The organism is Alteromonas sp. H02 (assembly GCF_059682525.1).
In genome coordinates this window covers 1931925-1948278 of the sequence record NZ_CM185021.1, presented here as the reverse complement: position 1 = coordinate 1948278, position 16354 = coordinate 1931925, and the positions used below count along the sequence as shown (strand labels likewise).

At 49.7% G+C, this 16354-nt stretch carries 14 protein-coding genes; all 14 read left to right on the top strand.

Features of this window, described 5'->3' with window-relative positions; translation table 11 throughout:
• The first annotated feature begins 10 nt into the window (after window positions 1-10).
• The 14 genes from AC566Q_RS08910 to AC566Q_RS08845 all read left to right on the top strand — a co-directional run bounded on the left by AC566Q_RS08910 (window position 11) and on the right by AC566Q_RS08845 (window position 16332).
• The gene (locus tag AC566Q_RS08910; RefSeq protein WP_499615910.1) at window positions 11-967 is read left to right on the top strand and encodes an AAA family ATPase; all 957 of its coding nucleotides are present in this window, start codon (window positions 11-13) and stop codon (window positions 965-967) included.
• A complete protein-coding gene (locus tag AC566Q_RS08905) occupies window positions 968-1933 on the top strand; it encodes a DUF58 domain-containing protein (RefSeq protein WP_499617425.1) in 966 nt (321 codons plus the stop codon). It begins immediately after the preceding gene.
• A complete protein-coding gene (locus tag AC566Q_RS08900) occupies window positions 1921-2427 on the top strand; it encodes a DUF4381 domain-containing protein (protein WP_499615907.1) in 507 nt (168 codons plus the stop codon). The genes AC566Q_RS08905 and AC566Q_RS08900 overlap by 13 nt, the downstream gene beginning before the upstream one ends.
• Window positions 2420-3433: a vWA domain-containing protein gene (locus AC566Q_RS08895; protein ID WP_499615905.1), complete on the top strand. Its 1014-nt coding sequence runs from the start codon at window positions 2420-2422 to the stop codon at window positions 3431-3433. Before AC566Q_RS08900 ends, AC566Q_RS08895 begins: the two co-directional genes overlap by 8 nt.
• Entirely contained in the window at window positions 3430-5349 is a 1920-nt protein-coding gene (locus tag AC566Q_RS08890; RefSeq protein ID WP_499615902.1) for a vWA domain-containing protein, read from the top strand. Before AC566Q_RS08895 ends, AC566Q_RS08890 begins: the two co-directional genes overlap by 4 nt.
• Window positions 5349-7016 carry a BatD family protein gene (locus AC566Q_RS08885; protein ID WP_105936766.1) on the top strand — a complete coding sequence of 556 codons (1668 nt, stop codon included), beginning with the start codon at window positions 5349-5351 and terminating at the stop codon, window positions 7014-7016. Before AC566Q_RS08890 ends, AC566Q_RS08885 begins: the two co-directional genes overlap by 1 nt.
• Before the next feature lie 140 nt (window positions 7017-7156).
• Window positions 7157-7666, top strand: a complete 510-nt coding sequence (locus AC566Q_RS08880; protein ID WP_105936765.1) for a sigma-70 family RNA polymerase sigma factor — start codon at window positions 7157-7159, stop codon at window positions 7664-7666.
• On the top strand, window positions 7659-8360 hold the full coding sequence (locus AC566Q_RS08875; RefSeq protein ID WP_170308570.1) for a DUF3379 family protein: 702 nt from the start codon (window positions 7659-7661) through the stop codon (window positions 8358-8360). The genes AC566Q_RS08880 and AC566Q_RS08875 overlap by 8 nt, the downstream gene beginning before the upstream one ends.
• A gap of 668 nt (window positions 8361-9028) precedes the next feature.
• A complete protein-coding gene (gene putP / locus AC566Q_RS08870; protein ID WP_499615897.1) occupies window positions 9029-10549 on the top strand; it encodes a sodium/proline symporter PutP in 1521 nt (506 codons plus the stop codon).
• 327 nt (window positions 10550-10876) lie between these two features.
• Window positions 10877-11791 (top strand): sulfate adenylyltransferase subunit CysD, encoded by a 915-nt coding sequence (cysD, locus tag AC566Q_RS08865; RefSeq protein ID WP_105936761.1) that lies wholly within the window; start codon window positions 10877-10879, stop codon window positions 11789-11791.
• Window positions 11791-12384, top strand: a complete 594-nt coding sequence (gene cysC / locus AC566Q_RS08860; RefSeq protein ID WP_105936760.1) for an adenylyl-sulfate kinase — start codon at window positions 11791-11793, stop codon at window positions 12382-12384. The genes cysD and cysC overlap by 1 nt, the downstream gene beginning before the upstream one ends.
• On the top strand, window positions 12384-13172 hold the full coding sequence (cysQ, locus tag AC566Q_RS08855; protein WP_499615894.1) for a 3'(2'),5'-bisphosphate nucleotidase CysQ: 789 nt from the start codon (window positions 12384-12386) through the stop codon (window positions 13170-13172). The genes cysC and cysQ overlap by 1 nt, the downstream gene beginning before the upstream one ends.
• A 2-nt stretch (window positions 13173-13174) precedes the next feature.
• Entirely contained in the window at window positions 13175-14590 is a 1416-nt protein-coding gene (gene cysN / locus AC566Q_RS08850) for a sulfate adenylyltransferase subunit CysN (protein ID WP_499615890.1), read from the top strand.
• A gap of 17 nt (window positions 14591-14607) precedes the next feature.
• Window positions 14608-16332, top strand: a complete 1725-nt coding sequence (locus AC566Q_RS08845; RefSeq protein WP_499615887.1) for an SLC13 family permease — start codon at window positions 14608-14610, stop codon at window positions 16330-16332.
• Window positions 16333-16354: the final 22 nt, after the last annotated feature.

The window sequence follows — 16354 nt, the reverse complement described above, 5'->3', positions numbered from 1 at the left end:
AGATTCTCCTATGGCAGCTGAGCAGTTCAGACAATTACACGCATACCTCGACTCACAGATAATTGGTCAGTCTCAACTTACGCTCAACATGTTAATTGCATTACTTGCTGATGGTCACCTGTTGGTAGAGGGGCCTCCGGGGCTGGCAAAAACCCGCGCTATCAATGCGCTGGCAAAAGGCATTGATGGTGATTTTCACCGCGTGCAGTTTACTCCTGATTTACTGCCTGCCGACCTCACAGGTACGGATATCTACCGCCCGGAGACCGGTGAATTTGTTTTCCAGCAAGGGCCACTGTTCCATAACCTGGTGTTAGCCGATGAGATTAACCGGGCGCCAGCCAAAGTGCAGTCGGCACTGCTTGAAGCCATGGCAGAACATCAGATTACCGTGGGAAACAAAACCTACAAGCTGCCAGAGCTGTTTTTGGTGATGGCTACCCAAAACCCGTTGGAGCAGGAAGGCACTTATCCGTTGCCGGAAGCCCAGTTAGACCGTTTTTTAATGCACCTGGAAATTGATTACCCGGATGCTGATACTGAACTGCAAATCCTGCAGCTCACCCGCAACGAGGAATTGAGTGCACGGAAGGCAGTGCCGCCCAGTCTTAGCCAGGCAGATATTTTTGCCGCTCGCAAAGCTGCTTTAGCACTGCACATGGCCCCTGCTCTTGAGACTTATCTGGTGCAGCTGATCATGGCTACCCGGCGCCCGGAAAACTATGCGCCGGAACTGGCCGAATGGATTGAGTTTGGCGCCAGTCCCCGTGCCACCATAGCGCTGGACCGCTGTGCCCGGGCCCATGCCTGGCTGGCCGGTCGTGATTTTGTGGGCCCGGATGATATTCAGGCGGTATTTCACAATGCACTGCGCCATCGCATTATTCTGTCTTATCAAGCAGAGGCGGAAGGAGTACGTACTAATCAGGTGCTAGACAAAATTCTTAATCTGGTGGCCGTGCCTTAAATTATGACTGCGCAATCTTATTTAGCACGATTGCAGTCGGATGGCATTCACTTGGGTGTCAAAGAACTACTGCAGTACCGACAGTTTGCCAACCTGCTGGACTTAACCCCGCGGCGCACGCCACAGGCGCGTTTGGCGGGCAGTTACCTGACCAAGCATAAAGGCCGGGGGATGGAGTTCGACGAAGCCAGGCATTACCAGCCCGGCGACGACATCCGCGCTATTGACTGGCGGGTAACAGCGCGCACCGGTAAAACCCATACCAAGGTTTATCGGGAGGAGCGCGAACGCCCGGTGTTTATTTTGTGCGACATGTCTTCTTCCATGCAGTTTGGCACTCAATTGTTACTAAAGTCGGTCCAGGCGGCACATTTAACGGCGTTAATTAGCTGGGCGGCAGCTCAGCGCGGCGACAAAGTGGGCGCGCTGGTCTATTCCGATTTCATGCATGCCGAGTGTAAACCGCTGAGCCGTAAACGTGCTGTGCTGTCTATTTGCCATGAACTCATGCGGTGTCAGAATGATGCTCGTAGTCAACAGTCTTCTCAGTCCGACACCAACATGGAAAGCGCCATGGCCCGCCTGCGTCGTCTGGCTAAACCGGGTAGCCTGGTGTATGTGATCAGTGATTTTCTGCAATTGGAAGAGCGTGCTTTACAACATTTAATGCAAATCAGCCGTCATTGTGAAGTCAGTGCGCTGGCCATTACCGATCCGCTGGAGCGGGAGCTACCGGTAACGCATCGCTTACAGCCGGTGAATGTCACCAACGGTGCTCAGCAACAAACCTGGCTGTTAGGCGACAGCAATCTGGCCCGTCATTATTCATCCAGTCAGCAGGCTCGCTGGCAGGCGGTTGAGTCGCACCTCAAGCAATGTAAAACCTCATTAAGTTTTATTGACGCCGGCCTGCCGCTTACTGAACAGTTTGAACGCTTACGGAGGTTGTCGCAGTGGACCCGTTAGCTCAGTTAAAAGATATTCATACACCACAAGGCGTAGACTGGTGGCCACTCGCCTGGGGATGGTGGGTAGCGGCACTACTTGTGGTGGCGTTGTTGTGTGGCCTGATCTATTTAATAGTCCGCCACATCAGATTTAACCGGGCCCGCCGTGAGGCCATCGCGTTACATAAAAATTTGAGTGTCGATGCCCACTACCCGGCTAAAGCCAATCAATTACTCAAGCGGGTCACCTTGCATTATTTTGATGCTGGGTATTCTGCTGCAGCCTATGGCAGCGCCTGGCACCATTTACTATTGAACTGCCTGGCCGACAAGCATCAGGCCAAAGCAAAGTCGGGCCTGGAAGCACTGTGCCAGAGGCCTTATCAGCCTGCTACGCCCGATAGTAAGCAATTAACTGAAATACACGAGGCCGTGAGCCTCTGGCTACAAAAAGCCAGATTAAAACAAGCGCCAGAGCCTGTTAGCACGGGGGAGGTAAGCCACAATGTTTGAGTTTGCCTGGTGGTGGATGCTCTGTATTTTACCCTTACCTTGGATAATCCGGTTACTCAGCCGCAGAACCCAGAGTGCCGAAGTGGCCTTACGTGTGCCAACGCTGCTGAACAACTTACCGGAAACGCAATCGGCAAAAGGCTCAACGGTGTGGCTACACTTATTGGCAGCCGTTATCTGGGTATGCCTGGTATTGGCGGCTGCACGTCCTCAATGGCTGGGTGAGCCGGTGAGTATTCCCAGCGAAGGCCGGGAGATGATGCTAGCGGTGGACCTTTCCGGCAGTATGAAAATTGAAGACATGCTGGTTAATGGGCGCCAGGTAAACCGCCTGACCATGATCAAATCAGTGCTGCATGATTTTATTAAGCGTCGCGTCGGCGATCGCCTTGGCCTTATACTGTTTGCGGATACCGCCTATTTGCAGGCCCCTCTGACTTACGATAGAGAAACCGTTGCCACCTTACTCGATGAGGCCGTTATCGGCCTGGTAGGCGAACAAACCGCCATCGGCGATGCCATTGGTTTAGGGGTAAAGCGTTTTGAGCTTAAAACCGACTCCAACCGTGTACTGATATTGCTCACAGACGGACAAAATACCGCCGGTAATATCTCGCCGGAACAGGCCAAAGAACTGGCTGTGGATGCTGGTGTTACGGTGTATACCATTGGTGTGGGTGCCGATGTTATGACGGTGAACAGCTTTTTTGGCAGTCGCCAGGTCAATCCTTCACAGGAACTGGATGAAACCATGCTGACCGATATCGCCAAAGCCACCGGTGGTCAGTACTTCCGGGCCCGGGATGCCGCCGAGCTGGAACAAATTTACGCCATGCTCGACCAACTGCAACCTATTGCCGGTGATGAACGCAAAATGCGTCCACTCACCGCCCTGTATTATTATCCGCTGGCGCTGGCACTGATTTTAAGCATATTGCCGGTTATTGGCCTGCTGTTTAGTCTGCTCTGGCGCCGACTCTTTGCAATGAGGATGTCAGCCGAATGATGTTACTGCCTGCTGATTTTCATTTTTTACGTCCGGAATGGTTCTATGCGCTCATTCCCCTGCTAATAGCAGTGTGGTTTGTTAAACGCTGGCGCGCAAAAGCCACTGGCTGGCAGGGCGTGATTGCCAGTCACCTTTACCAGCATTTAATTACCGGAAAACAACAATCTGTTACTTCGCTGTTTGTGCCGTTTCTGGCGCTTACCTGGCTGTTAGGCGTTATTGCCCTGGCCGGGCCTACCTGGGAGCGCATCCCGCAACCGGTATATCAGGTTAAAACCGGTCATGTGCTAGTGCTGGATATGTCGCTTTCCATGCGCGCTACCGACATAGCGCCCGACCGCCTGTCCCGCGCTAAATACAAAGCTATCGATCTGGTTAACCTAATCGATGAGGGCGATATGGGCCTGGTGGCTTATGCCGGTGATGCCTTTGTGATCAGCCCGCTTACCGAGGATGCCAATACCCTCAACGCGCTGCTACCGGGTTTGAGTCCGGAAATTATGCCGGTTGCTGGCAGCGATCCGGTACAGGGGTTACGCCTGGCTGAAACCCTGCTAACCAATGCCGGCTTTCAGAATGGCATGCTCTACTGGATCACCGATGGCGTGGAAATTTCACAAATGAAAGAGTTAAGCGACTTTCTTTCTGAAACCCCGTTTAAGGTGAACATTCTGGGTGTCGGCACCGCAGAAGGTGCACCTATCAAGCAGCTCAACGGCGAATTGCTTAAACGGAATAATGGCTCGATTGTGGTACCCAAACTGAATGCTGGCGCACTACAACAGCTTAGCCGGCAAGGTGGTGGCACCTTTGCCGAGTTAACTGCCAATGATGCCGATATTCGCCAGCTCTCAGCAACGGGCCGCTTTGAAAATCGCGAAACCGAGGATAATGACAATAACAACCAGGGTGATGAGTGGCGCGAGGCCGGCCCTTATTTATTACTACTGTTATTACCCATTGCCGCCTTTGCGTTTAAGCGTGGTTTGATCTTTGCTCTGTTAGTCTCAGTCACACTGACCCTACCCACGCCGCCAGCCAGCGCTCAGGAACAACAAAACCAGCCGGCAGAAGCACCCGAAGGTGCACCACAAAACGACATGCCTGGCCTGCCATGGTGGAAGAAGCCCTTCTTAAATGCCGATCAGCAAGGTTTGGAGGCATACAACGCGTCGCAGTTTGACGCCGCAAGCAGTAATTTTGAGGACCCAGCCTGGAAAGGCGCAGCCCAGTACCGTGAAGGTGATTATGCCGCAGCTGCCGAGACCTATGCTCAGTTTGACACTGCCGACGGTTATTACAATCAGGGCAATGCACTGGCCAGGGCTGGTCAATTGGATGCCGCAATAGCCGCTTATAATAAAGCGCTGGAAAAACGCCCGACATTCCCTGATGCCAAAGACAACAAAGCGTTGATCGAAAAGCTCAAGGAACAGCAGGACCAACAACAGCAGAATCAACAAAACCAACAGGACCAGAATCAACAGGATCAGTCGCAGCAAGACCAGCAACAGTCTGACCAGCAGGAGGGTGAATCCGGGCAGGATCAACAAAACTCTGAACAGCAAAATGGTCAGAATCAGCAGGATTCACAGCAAAACTCGCAACAAGATCAGCAAAATGCCGATCAACAGTCTGAGCAGGAGCAACAGGAAGGCGAGCAACAGGACGACCAGGATGCACAGTCCGAAGAACAACAACAGCAGCAAGGTGAGCAAGAGGAACAACACGCTCAGGCCCAACAAGGTCAACAGGAACAAAGCGAGCGGGATAAGGAAACCCAGCAGCGGCTGAACAATTTGTTGCGCCGGGTCCCTGATGATCCTGCCTTCTTACTTAAACGCAAAATGCAACTGGAAGCCCAGAAGCGGCAGTATCGCCGCCCACCAGATTCAAACCGGAGTGATTGGTAATGCTTAAACAACGCCATTGGTTTATATGGTTACTGTTACTGACCTTTTCAGCCCACGCTGAAGTAACCAGCGTCACTGCGACCGTGGATAAAAACCCGGTGATGCTCGATGAAGCCATCACCCTGACCGTAACCGCCGAAGGCGATGCTGAAAGAGAAGCTTTCGACAGCTCGGTATTGCTCAGTGACTTTGTTGTGGGACGCACTTCTGTCAGCTCGCAAACCTCAATTATCAACTTCGATACCCGGCGGACTACCACCTGGAGCACCACCTTGTTTCCGCGTAAGGTCGGAACATTTACCATCCCTGCCTTTACCATTGAAGGACAAAAAAGTGCGCCGGTGGAGGTAAGAGTTATTCCGGTTCAGCAAGGGGATAATGCCCCTGCACGGGATTATTACGTGAGTACCGAAGTAAACAATGATTCGGTGTATTTACAGCAGCAGTTGCGTTATACAGTAAAGCTATATCTGTCTTCGCAAATTGAGCGCGGCAGTCTGCAAGCACCAGAACTGGAAAACGCGCAAATCCAACAGCTCGGTGATGACAAGCAATACACTGAGCTGGTGAATGGCCGTCGCTACCAGGTAGTGGAGCGTAACTTTGCCGTATTACCCCAGCAATCCGGTACCTTTACCATTCGTGGCCCAGTGTTCTCCGGCGAGGTAATTGCCCCTAACACCAATCAGCGCTTTGGCTTTTTTAACCGTACCCAAACTATCAACCGGGTAGGGCCGGATGTGCAGGTAGAGGTGAAACCCATCCCCGCTGAAGTGAATTATCATTGGTTACCCAGCGATTTTGTACAACTGGATGAAGAATGGCAAAGCGATACTTTTACGGTGGGTGAGCCGGTCACCCGCACTCTTACGCTTACCGCGGTAGGCGTGGTAGAGGAGCAACTGCCGGAGATAGAACAAATCTATCCGCCGGATTTTAAACTGTATCCGGACCAGGCCAACAGTGCATCGGCAGAAAAGGATAATCGCCTGATTGTGCAGCGCACCGAATCGGTTGCCATGATCCCAACCAAAGCAGGCAGCTATATTATTCCTGAAGTGAGAGTGCCCTGGTTTAACGTGTCTACCGGTAAAACCGAATACGCAAAGCTGCCCAGTCGCACGGTAAACGTGATAGCCGCAGCCGGACAATCAACGCCAGCGCTAACTCCGGCCCCAATGCAAACAGAACAGCCACAACCGGCAGAAGAAGAACAAACACCAGCTCAGCCAGGAACAGCTGAGACCGCACAAAACGAATGGGATAATCTGCACACCATCATGTTAGCGCTGTGGCTGCTGACACTTATTGGCTGGCTTTTTACCTACGTTCAGCTTAAAAAACGAGGCCCGCGCAACCTTCCCTCTTCGCAAGCAGAAGCGGTCCAACCCACAGCGTCAGTCAATCAGTTACAGCAAATTGTTCGTCAGGGCGATATCCGGAAAATCCAACCGGCCCTTACCCAGTGGCTTAGTCAGTTCTCTGCGGCTAAGCGCTGGCAAATAGAGCAACAGATAAAGCCTGAGGTTGACGCGATGATGGCCGCAGGCTACGCGTCGCAGCCAGGAAAGTGGGATCCATCTGCCCTGCTTAATAAGCTGAAGAGCCTGCCAAACCGGCAAAGCGCTTCCGGGCAGGGACTATCCCCCCTCTACCCTGCCAGTTAATGCTAATTTGGTCGCTGGTTAACTGACTTTGGATAAATGGATAAATGGATAAATAAAGGAGCGTTTTAGCTCCTTTATTTTTTTTGAAAAATTTTATTCTTTTGTGAAATTAATTTATTTAATGTCAGGTCTGGTTAATCATGAAAGAAAAAACGCTCCGCTACGAAGCTTTGGTACGTGCTCTTCACGGTGATATTTATCGCTATGCGTACTGGCTCACAAACGACAAGAGTACTGCCGAAGATATTGTGCAGGAGACTTTCCTGCGCGCCTGGCGGGCATTGGATAGTTTACAGGACGAAAAGGCCGCAAAATCCTGGTTGATCACCATTCTGAGACGGGAAAACGCCCGGCGTTTTGAACGCAAGCAATTCGATTTAGTCGACTTCGACGAAGTGTCCGTTGCTGGCAATGAGGATCAGGACAGTGACGCAGAAGTTCGTCAGGTCCGACGGGCAATCGGTAAGCTGGCACCGGATTATCGCGAGCCTTTGATGTTGCAAATCATCTTTGGCTTTAGTGGCGATGAAATCGCCCAGCAACTGGAACTCAATAAAAATACCGTTATGACAAGGCTGTTCAGAGCGAGAGCGCAATTAAAGGATGCACTGACATCATCGTCGCAACAAAGAGGTTTTCATAGTGGATGAATTAGAATTTCGCCGTCGGGTCTATACCAACCCCGCGGATAACGAGAAAGATTTACTCGAAGCTGCTGCGCAAAATCCAGACAACGATGCATTTTGGCAGGACATCAAGCAACTTGATGAGAAGCTCAAAACTGCAGCTAGCGTGCCCGTGCCTGACGACTTAGCTAACCGATTGATCCTCAAGCAAACGATGCGGGAGTTTAATCAGCAAAAACGCCGCAACCGCTGGTATATTGGCCTTGCAGCCAGTGTTGCCTTTACCTTTGGTATTGCCCTCACTGCCTGGCAGCAACAACACGTACAGCTGGATCAGGCCGCGTTGGCGCATATGTACTATGCAGAGACTGAACAACCTCACGCGAATACAGAAGTAACACCACAGTTAGTTAATGCAAAGCTGGCTCAGTTTGGTGCCGAGCTTGATACATCCATTGGTCATATCGCTTCGGCGAATTACTGCATACTTGATGCGATCCGTAGTTTGCACCTGATTATCGAAACCCCAGAAGGGCGTATGTCGGTTTTCCTGGTGCCAGATCACGATAAGCCTATGAGCAACGACTTTGCTGACGAAGTGTATCAGGGCAGCAGTTATGCCCTACATAAAACCAACATTCTGGTTGTAGGTGATAAAGATGCCAATATCCCGGCATTTAAAACAGAACTTAAGCAATATTTAAAATTCTCGGCTTAAACGCCCCCTAATGTAAAACGCCGGGCAGGAATTGCCCGGCTTGTCCACCCATTCCTGTAAATCACAAAACTGTTTTGACGTTCAGTTAAACTGAAATGCGATTAAGGCCAAAATAGGTTTAAGACACAAAGGTGCACTGAATACCAAGTGCATGTGCACTATGAATATATGGCCAGGTAGCGGCCCGGATATACAGGAGTTTGATATGAGACTCAGCAAAGAAATACTGTTCGTTTTTATAAGTTTGCTATCAGGAGTCGCTCTGATCATTACCGTGGAGCAAGTAATCAGTGCCGAGGGACAGATAGTGATAATTGCGAAAAATTTTAGTGCGGGCGCGACTACAGCCGCCGTTTATCTCACTCTTAAATGGCTCAGCAGAACACGTCTACACCCCTGATTTATTATGCCAGACGCTATCGATTACAACTCAGTATGCCACCACAACCTTGTTGAACTTACATATCTGATAGAGCTTATCGTTATAAACGATTAACTTGCATAAATTCCTCAGCTTCACTTAAGGGCTTTCAAGCCCTCGCCTTACCTATTGGCTGTCATCCTGTTATAGTGGACCAACACGAGATGCTTTAGGGGCAAACCGGCTTAAGCAACGCATCCCCGTAAAAAGCACACTTAAATCAAACAATAATGAGAAGGGAACGCTAATGGCAGTTGGCACAATGATTTCTTTGGGACTGTATTTTCTGGTTATGCTGGGTATAGGCTGGTATAGCTTTAAAGAGTCCGATACCAGTGTAGAAGGCTATATGCTGGGCGGGCGTAAACTTGGCCCTGCCGTAACGGCGCTATCGGCCGGCGCCTCGGATATGAGTGGCTGGATGTTAATGGGCTTACCCGGTGCCATGTACGTAGCGGGAATATCGGCCATGTGGATAGCGGTAGGCCTGACCATCGGTGCGTTTGCCAATTACATTCTGGTAGCGCCGCGCTTGCGGGTATACACCGAGATTGCCAATAACGCTATCACCCTGCCCGATTACTTTGAAAACCGCTTTGCCGATAACTCGCGCATGCTGCGGGTGATTGCTTCGGTAGTGATTGTTATCTTTTTTACCCTTTATACCTCTTCTGGTGTGGTGGCCGGCGGCAAGCTGTTTGAGTCATCTTTTAACCTGAGTTACGAATTAGGCCTTTATGTTACCGCTGGCGTGGTGGTTGCCTACACCTTAATTGGTGGCTTTATGGCGGTGAGCATGACCGACTTTGTGCAAGGTTGCATTATGTTCCTGTCGCTGATTCTGGTGCCTATTGTGGTAATCATGAACCTGGGCGGCTTATCTGATGCCAATGCCATTATCACCGATATCAACCCCAACCTGTTCGCCCTGTTTATCGACGCCTCTACCAACACAGCGCTGTCGACTATCGGGATTATTTCTCTGCTGGCCTGGGGCTTAGGCTACTTTGGTCAACCGCATATTATTGTGCGCTTTATGGCCATTCGTTCGGTTAAAGATGTACCGGTTGCCCGCCGTATTGGCATGAGCTGGATGATTATGTCCATCATCGGTGCTTTGTTCACCGGCTTGTACGGGATGGCTTATGTGAGTCAGCAGGATGGCGTTAGTATCGACCCGGAAACCATTTTTATTTATTTGTCACAACTGCTGTTTCATCCGTTAATCGGTGGCTTTTTACTGGCTGCCATTCTGGCGGCTATCATGAGTACTATCTCCTCGCAGTTGCTGGTGACCTCCAGTTCGCTAACCAGCGACTTTTATCAGGTATTCCTGCGTAAGGATGCTTCGGAGAAAGAACTGGTAATTGCCGGGCGGATATCCGTCATCGTCGTAGCGGCAGTGGCCATTGCACTGGCTTATGACCGCGACAGCACTATTTTGTCGCTGGTCAGTAATGCCTGGGCCGGCTTTGGTGCGGCATTCGGTCCACTCGTAATATTCAGCTTGTTTGATCGTCATATGACCCGGGCATCGGCCTTTGCTGGCATGATCACCGGCGCAGTAACGGTGCTGTTATGGATTTACCTGCCAATTACCATTGGTGGTCAGTCACTCAGTGCCTGGATGTATGAGATTGTGCCGGGCTTTATTTTATCGAGTATTGCTATTGTGCTGGTGTCTAAACTAACGCAACCACGGGAAAGCGTTAAAGAGACTTTTGAAAAATTTGAAGAGGCACTGCACCACCAGCAAAACGTTATTTAATTAACACATCGGAGCAGCAATGCGGGGTTTATTAACACCCTGTGTTGCTGCACATCTCTATAGGCTATTAGCCTGATGACTTCCTTTTCTTACCCTACTCTTTCCTCGCTAATCCATACAAATCAAGGGCTCATCTGCTGTTACTTTTCGCGCTCAGATTTTTCCGTTAGACGTTAATAAACCAACCTTTATGACGGCTGAATTACAGTGGAATAAAAACGTAATTTCAAATAGCAAAATAACATAGCACTTTTGTTTCTAAATATGTTAGGGTTCTATGCATATAATCATTTCGTATATAAACCTAAACAACTTCGGACTCGATAAATGACTGATAGTATCCCGTCAACCACCCACTTGAAACAACTCGAAGCCGAGAGTATCCATATCTTTCGTGAAGTCGCCGCAGAATTTGAAAATCCGGTGATGCTTTATTCCGTAGGCAAGGACTCTTCGGTGTTACTTCATTTGGCGCGTAAGGCGTTTGCTCCTGGCAAAATTCCTTTCCCGTTACTTCACGTTGATACCACGTGGAAGTTTAAAGAAATGATAGAGTTTCGTGACCAGCAAGCCAAAAAGCACGGCTTTGATCTGCTGGTACACATCAATCAGGAAGGCGTTGACATGGGCATGGGCCCATTCTCTCATGGTAGTGCAAAACACACCGACGTAATGAAAACAGCCGCCTTAAAACAAGCCCTGAACAAATATAAGTTCGACGCGGCTTTCGGTGGCGCTCGTCGCGACGAAGAGAAATCCCGCGCTAAAGAACGTGTTTATTCATTCCGTGACAGCAACCACCGCTGGGATCCAAAGAACCAGCGCCCGGAGTTATGGAACATCTATAACTCACAGGTAAACCGTGGCGAGAGCATTCGGGTATTCCCTATGTCGAACTGGACTGAATTGGATATCTGGCAATACATCTACAAAGAAAACATCGACATTCCACAACTGTACCTGGCGAAGCCTCGTCCGGTTGTTAAGCGTGATGGCGTGCTGATTATGGTTGATGATGACCGTATGCCACTGGAAGAAGGCGAAGTACCAGAAATGAAATCGGTGCGCTTCCGTACTCTGGGTTGTTACCCGCTTACCGGCGCGGTGGAATCGACTGCTGCAACCCTGCCTGAAGTTATTCAGGAAATGCTGCTGACCAAAACGTCAGAGCGTCAGGGCCGGGTTATCGACCATGACAGCGCAGGCTCCATGGAGAAGAAGAAAATGGAAGGTTACTTCTAATGGCTACCAATATCGTTTGGCATCAACACGAGATCAATAAAGATACTCGCGGCGAAAGCCTTGGCCAAAAGCCGCGCGTATTGTGGTTAACCGGTTTAAGTGGCTCGGGTAAATCTACCCTGGCTAACCTACTGGAGAAGAAACTGCACGAACAAGGTAAGCATACTTACCTGCTCGATGGCGATAACGTGCGTCACGGTTTATGCGGTGATCTGGGTTTTAGTGATAAAGACCGGGTAGAAAATATCCGTCGTATCAGCGAAGTAGCTAAGTTATTTGTCGATTCTGGCATGGTGGTGTTAACCGCGTTTATTTCGCCGTTCCAGGCCGACCGCGACTTTTGTCGCAACCTGTTAGCCGACGGCGAATTTATCGAAGTATTCGTTGATACCCCACTGGAAGTTTGCGAACAGCGCGATCCGAAAGGTCTTTATAAAAAGGCCCGCAGTGGTGAAATTAAGCATTTCACCGGTATCGACTCTACTTATGAAGCTCCCCAGTCTCCGGAAGTACATTTGCAGTATCAGGATGAGCCAGCGGAACAAACCGCAGAGCGACTGTTCAACCTGCTTGAAGAAAAAGGATTATTATAATGGCGATTACGGATCCACTGGCACTTCAGGTGCTGGCCATCGCAAAAGAAGCTGGCGACAAGATCATGGACATTTACGACCGTGACTTTGCTATCTACGAAAAACAAGACACCAGCCCCTTAACCGAAGCTGATTTAGCTGCCCACAAGTCTATTGTGGCAGGTCTTGAAGCAATGTCAGAGCTGCCTATCCTGTCTGAAGAATCAGCCGATATCAGCTGGGACGAGCGTAAGACCTGGGATAAATACTGGTTGGTAGACCCACTCGATGGCACTAAAGAATTCATCAAGAAAAACGGTGAATTCACGGTAAATATCGCCCTGATCGACGGCGGAAAGCCAATTATGGGTGTGGTATACGCACCAGCACTGAGTAAGTCTTACGTGGGTGTGGTTGGCCAGGGTGCCTGGACAGAAACCGCTGAAGGCGTAACCCCCATCAGCGCTAAGCCACATCAACCGGGTGAGCTTTGGAAAGTCGTGGGCAGTCGCTCGCACCAAAGCCCTGAAATTCAAAATCTACTGGCGCAGCTTGAAGGCGAAACCGAACTGGTTGCCATGGGAAGCTCTTTAAAATTATGTCTGGTTGCTGAAGGTGAAGCCCACCTTTACCCACGCTTAGGCCCAACGTCTGAGTGGGATACCGGCGCGGCGCACGCGGTAGCATTAGCTGCCGGAGCCGACGTTACCGTACTGGACGCTGCTGACCCGCTGAACTCTGACGCCGAGGCTCTTACTTATAACCAGAAAGAGTCTGTGTTGAACCCTTATTTCCTCGTGAGTGCATAAGCATGAATAACGAAAACGCATTATTAAAAGAAGACATTCTGTCTTACCTAGAACAACACGAACAAAAAGATCTGCTCCGCTTCTTAACCTGCGGTAGCGTAGATGATGGTAAAAGTACCCTGATTGGTCGCCTGCTACACGACTCAAAAATGATTTTTGAAGATCAGTTAGCAGCTATTACTCAGGACAGTAAAAAAGTCGGTACCACTGGCGATAAAGTCGACCTGGCCCTGCTGGTAGACGGCCTGCAATCTGAGCGCGAGCAAGGCATTACCATTGACGTAGCCTATCGCTACTTCTCTACCGACAAGCGTAAATTTATTATCGCGGATACCCCGGGACACGAGCAGTACACCCGTAACATGGTAACCGGTGCCTCTACCTGTGACCTGGCAATCCTGATGGTTGATGCCCGTGCCGGCGTAAAAACCCAGACTCGTCGTCACTCATTCCTGGCTTCTTTGTTAGGTATCAAGCACGTTATCGTTGCGGTAAACAAAATGGACCTGATGGATTATTCTGAACAGGTTTATAAAGATATTCAGGCAGACTTCCTGGAGTTTTCCAAGCAGTTGAATATCACTGACATCCAGTTTGTGCCCATTTCGGCGCTGGAAGGTGATAACGTAGTAAACGTAAGCGAACATACACCTTGGTACACCGGTGAAACGCTGATGACCATGCTGGAAAACATCGAAATCCAGAAAGATGCTAACACCGAAGACTTCCGCTTCCCGGTGCAATACGTTAACCGCCCTAACCTCGATTTCCGTGGTTTTGCCGGTACCGTGGTATCTGGCTCGGTTAAGCCTGGTGATGAAATCACTGCACTGCCGTCTGGCAAGAAGTCGAAAGTAAAATCCATCGTGACCTTCGACGGTGACTTAGAAGTGGCTTATCCACCACTGGCTGTAACACTGACACTGGAAGATGAGATTGATATCTCACGTGGTGATATGATTGTAAAATCTGACAACCTGCCTCTGTTAAGCACTCAGTACAAGTCGCACCTGGTATGGATGGCTGATGAGCCAATGATGCCTAACAAGCAGTATTTGTTTAAATTTGCCAGCCAGATGACCCCAGGCTCAGTGGCAGAAGTTGATCACCTGATCGACGTAAATACCCTTGAGAAAACTCAGGGTGTTCACATGAACTTAAACGAAATTGCGGTGGTAGACCTTAAGTTTACGCAACCTGTGCCTTGTGATAACTACCAGAAAAACCGTGCAACCGGTGCGTTTATCGTGATTGATCGCCTGACCAACGGTACCGTTGGTGCCGGTATGATCATTGACGAAATAGCCAAGGACCAGCAGCATCAAACCCAGGAATTCTCAGCCTTTGAGCTGGAATTTAACGAGTTGGTACGCAAGCACTTCCCGCACTGGAATGCGCTCGATATTAGCAAGCTGTAGGAGCAGGTTCTCGCAAGATGGAACTTAACCAGCTACTGGTACTAATGTTTTTCTTTGGTACCATCGGGGCGCTGATTTTTACAAATCAGCGCCCTTCTACTGTATTTGCATTAACGGTGCTGGGGTTACTGACTACCCAGCAAATCACCTTTGATCAAATTCTTGATAACCTCACCAATAAGGGATTAATCACGCTTATTTTGCTGCTATTGGTTAGCAGCGCCATTGATAAAACCGCGTTTATTAAGCGCCTGGGTCGTAAACTGGTCACGGCCAGTTTCACCAAATCTTACTGGCGATTGTTCGGTCTCACTTTTTTCTCTTCGGCGTTACTGAATAACACGGCTATTGTGGCGAGTCTTATCGGCCCGGTAAAACAAAACCAGTATCATCCGGCTTCCCGATTACTGATCCCGTTGTCCTACGCGGCCATATTAGGCGGCACCGTTACTTTAATTGGTACGTCAACCAACCTTATCGTTGATAGTTTCTTACAAGAACATGGCCACCCGGGTTTCGGCTTTTTAGACTTTACCCTGTTTGGCTTAGTCGCTGGATTAAGCTGTGGTCTGCTGATGTTTATGCTCTCACCGCTGCTACCGGACATTGCCAGCAAACAACGGGATTACCGTGAGTACATCGTCGAAGCCGAAGTAAGTGAAGACTCAGAATTGGTGGGTAAAACCGTTGAGCAAAACCATTTGCGTAACCTGCCTGAACTGTTTCTGGTGGAGGTTGTTCGCCAGGGTAAGCTCATTACGCCGGTCAGTCCTGATTTAAGTATCCAGGCGGATGATAAGCTTATTTTCTCTGGCAATGTAAAGAACCTGGACACGCTGAGCCACATCAAAGGGCTTAAAACCTTTGCTGAGACAGACGGCATTTTGCGTGAAAACCTCACCGAGGTTATCGTTTCCAACCGCGCACAAATTATTGGCCAGACGATAAAAGCACTGGGCTTCAGAGCGCTGTTTGATGCTGCCGTGGTGGCTATTCGCCGTGACGGAGAGCAGCTTTCTGGCAAACTGGGAGAAATTAAACTGCAGGCAGGTGACTTTTTATTACTCGCAGCAGGCCCGGACTTCCACAGTCGGCACAATATCTCGAAAAACTTTTTTATTCTTTCTGAGCAGCGTATTGCTCGCCCTCTTTCCACACCGCAGGAGTGGATCACCGTGGGTGGCTTTTTACTTACTGTATTTCTTGCTGCCACCGACATGGTGCCGCTCGGCATTGGATTACTGTTTTTTGCCGCCGTTCTGCTGGGCGCAAGAGTCACCACAAACGGAGAAATAAAGCGTAACCTGCCATTAAACCTGATTGTGGTAATAGTGGGGGCATTATCGCTGGCTACCGGGCTCGAGCAGTCTGGCGTCATCGATTTAAGCACCGAGTTACTGCTGCCCTATCTGGCCGATACTAACTGGCTTATGGCACTCATTGTGGTGTATGTGCTTACCCTGCTTCTCACCGAGTTTGTTACCAATAACGCTGCTGCTGCATTAATGTTCCCCTTTGCCTACGGCCTGGTAGAAATCATTGGTGCACCGTTACTGCCGTTTGCTCTGGCGGTTGCCTTTGCAGCCAGTGCCAGCTTTATATCGCCCTATGGGTACCAAACGAACCTGCTGGTGTTTAACGCGGCCAACTATAAGTTCAGCCACTTTATTCGGTTTGGTTTACCCATTTCAATAATGTACTCATCCATTGTGATTGCATTGCTCAACTGGGTTTATTTCTGAGTAAAGCTACTGGAACACATCT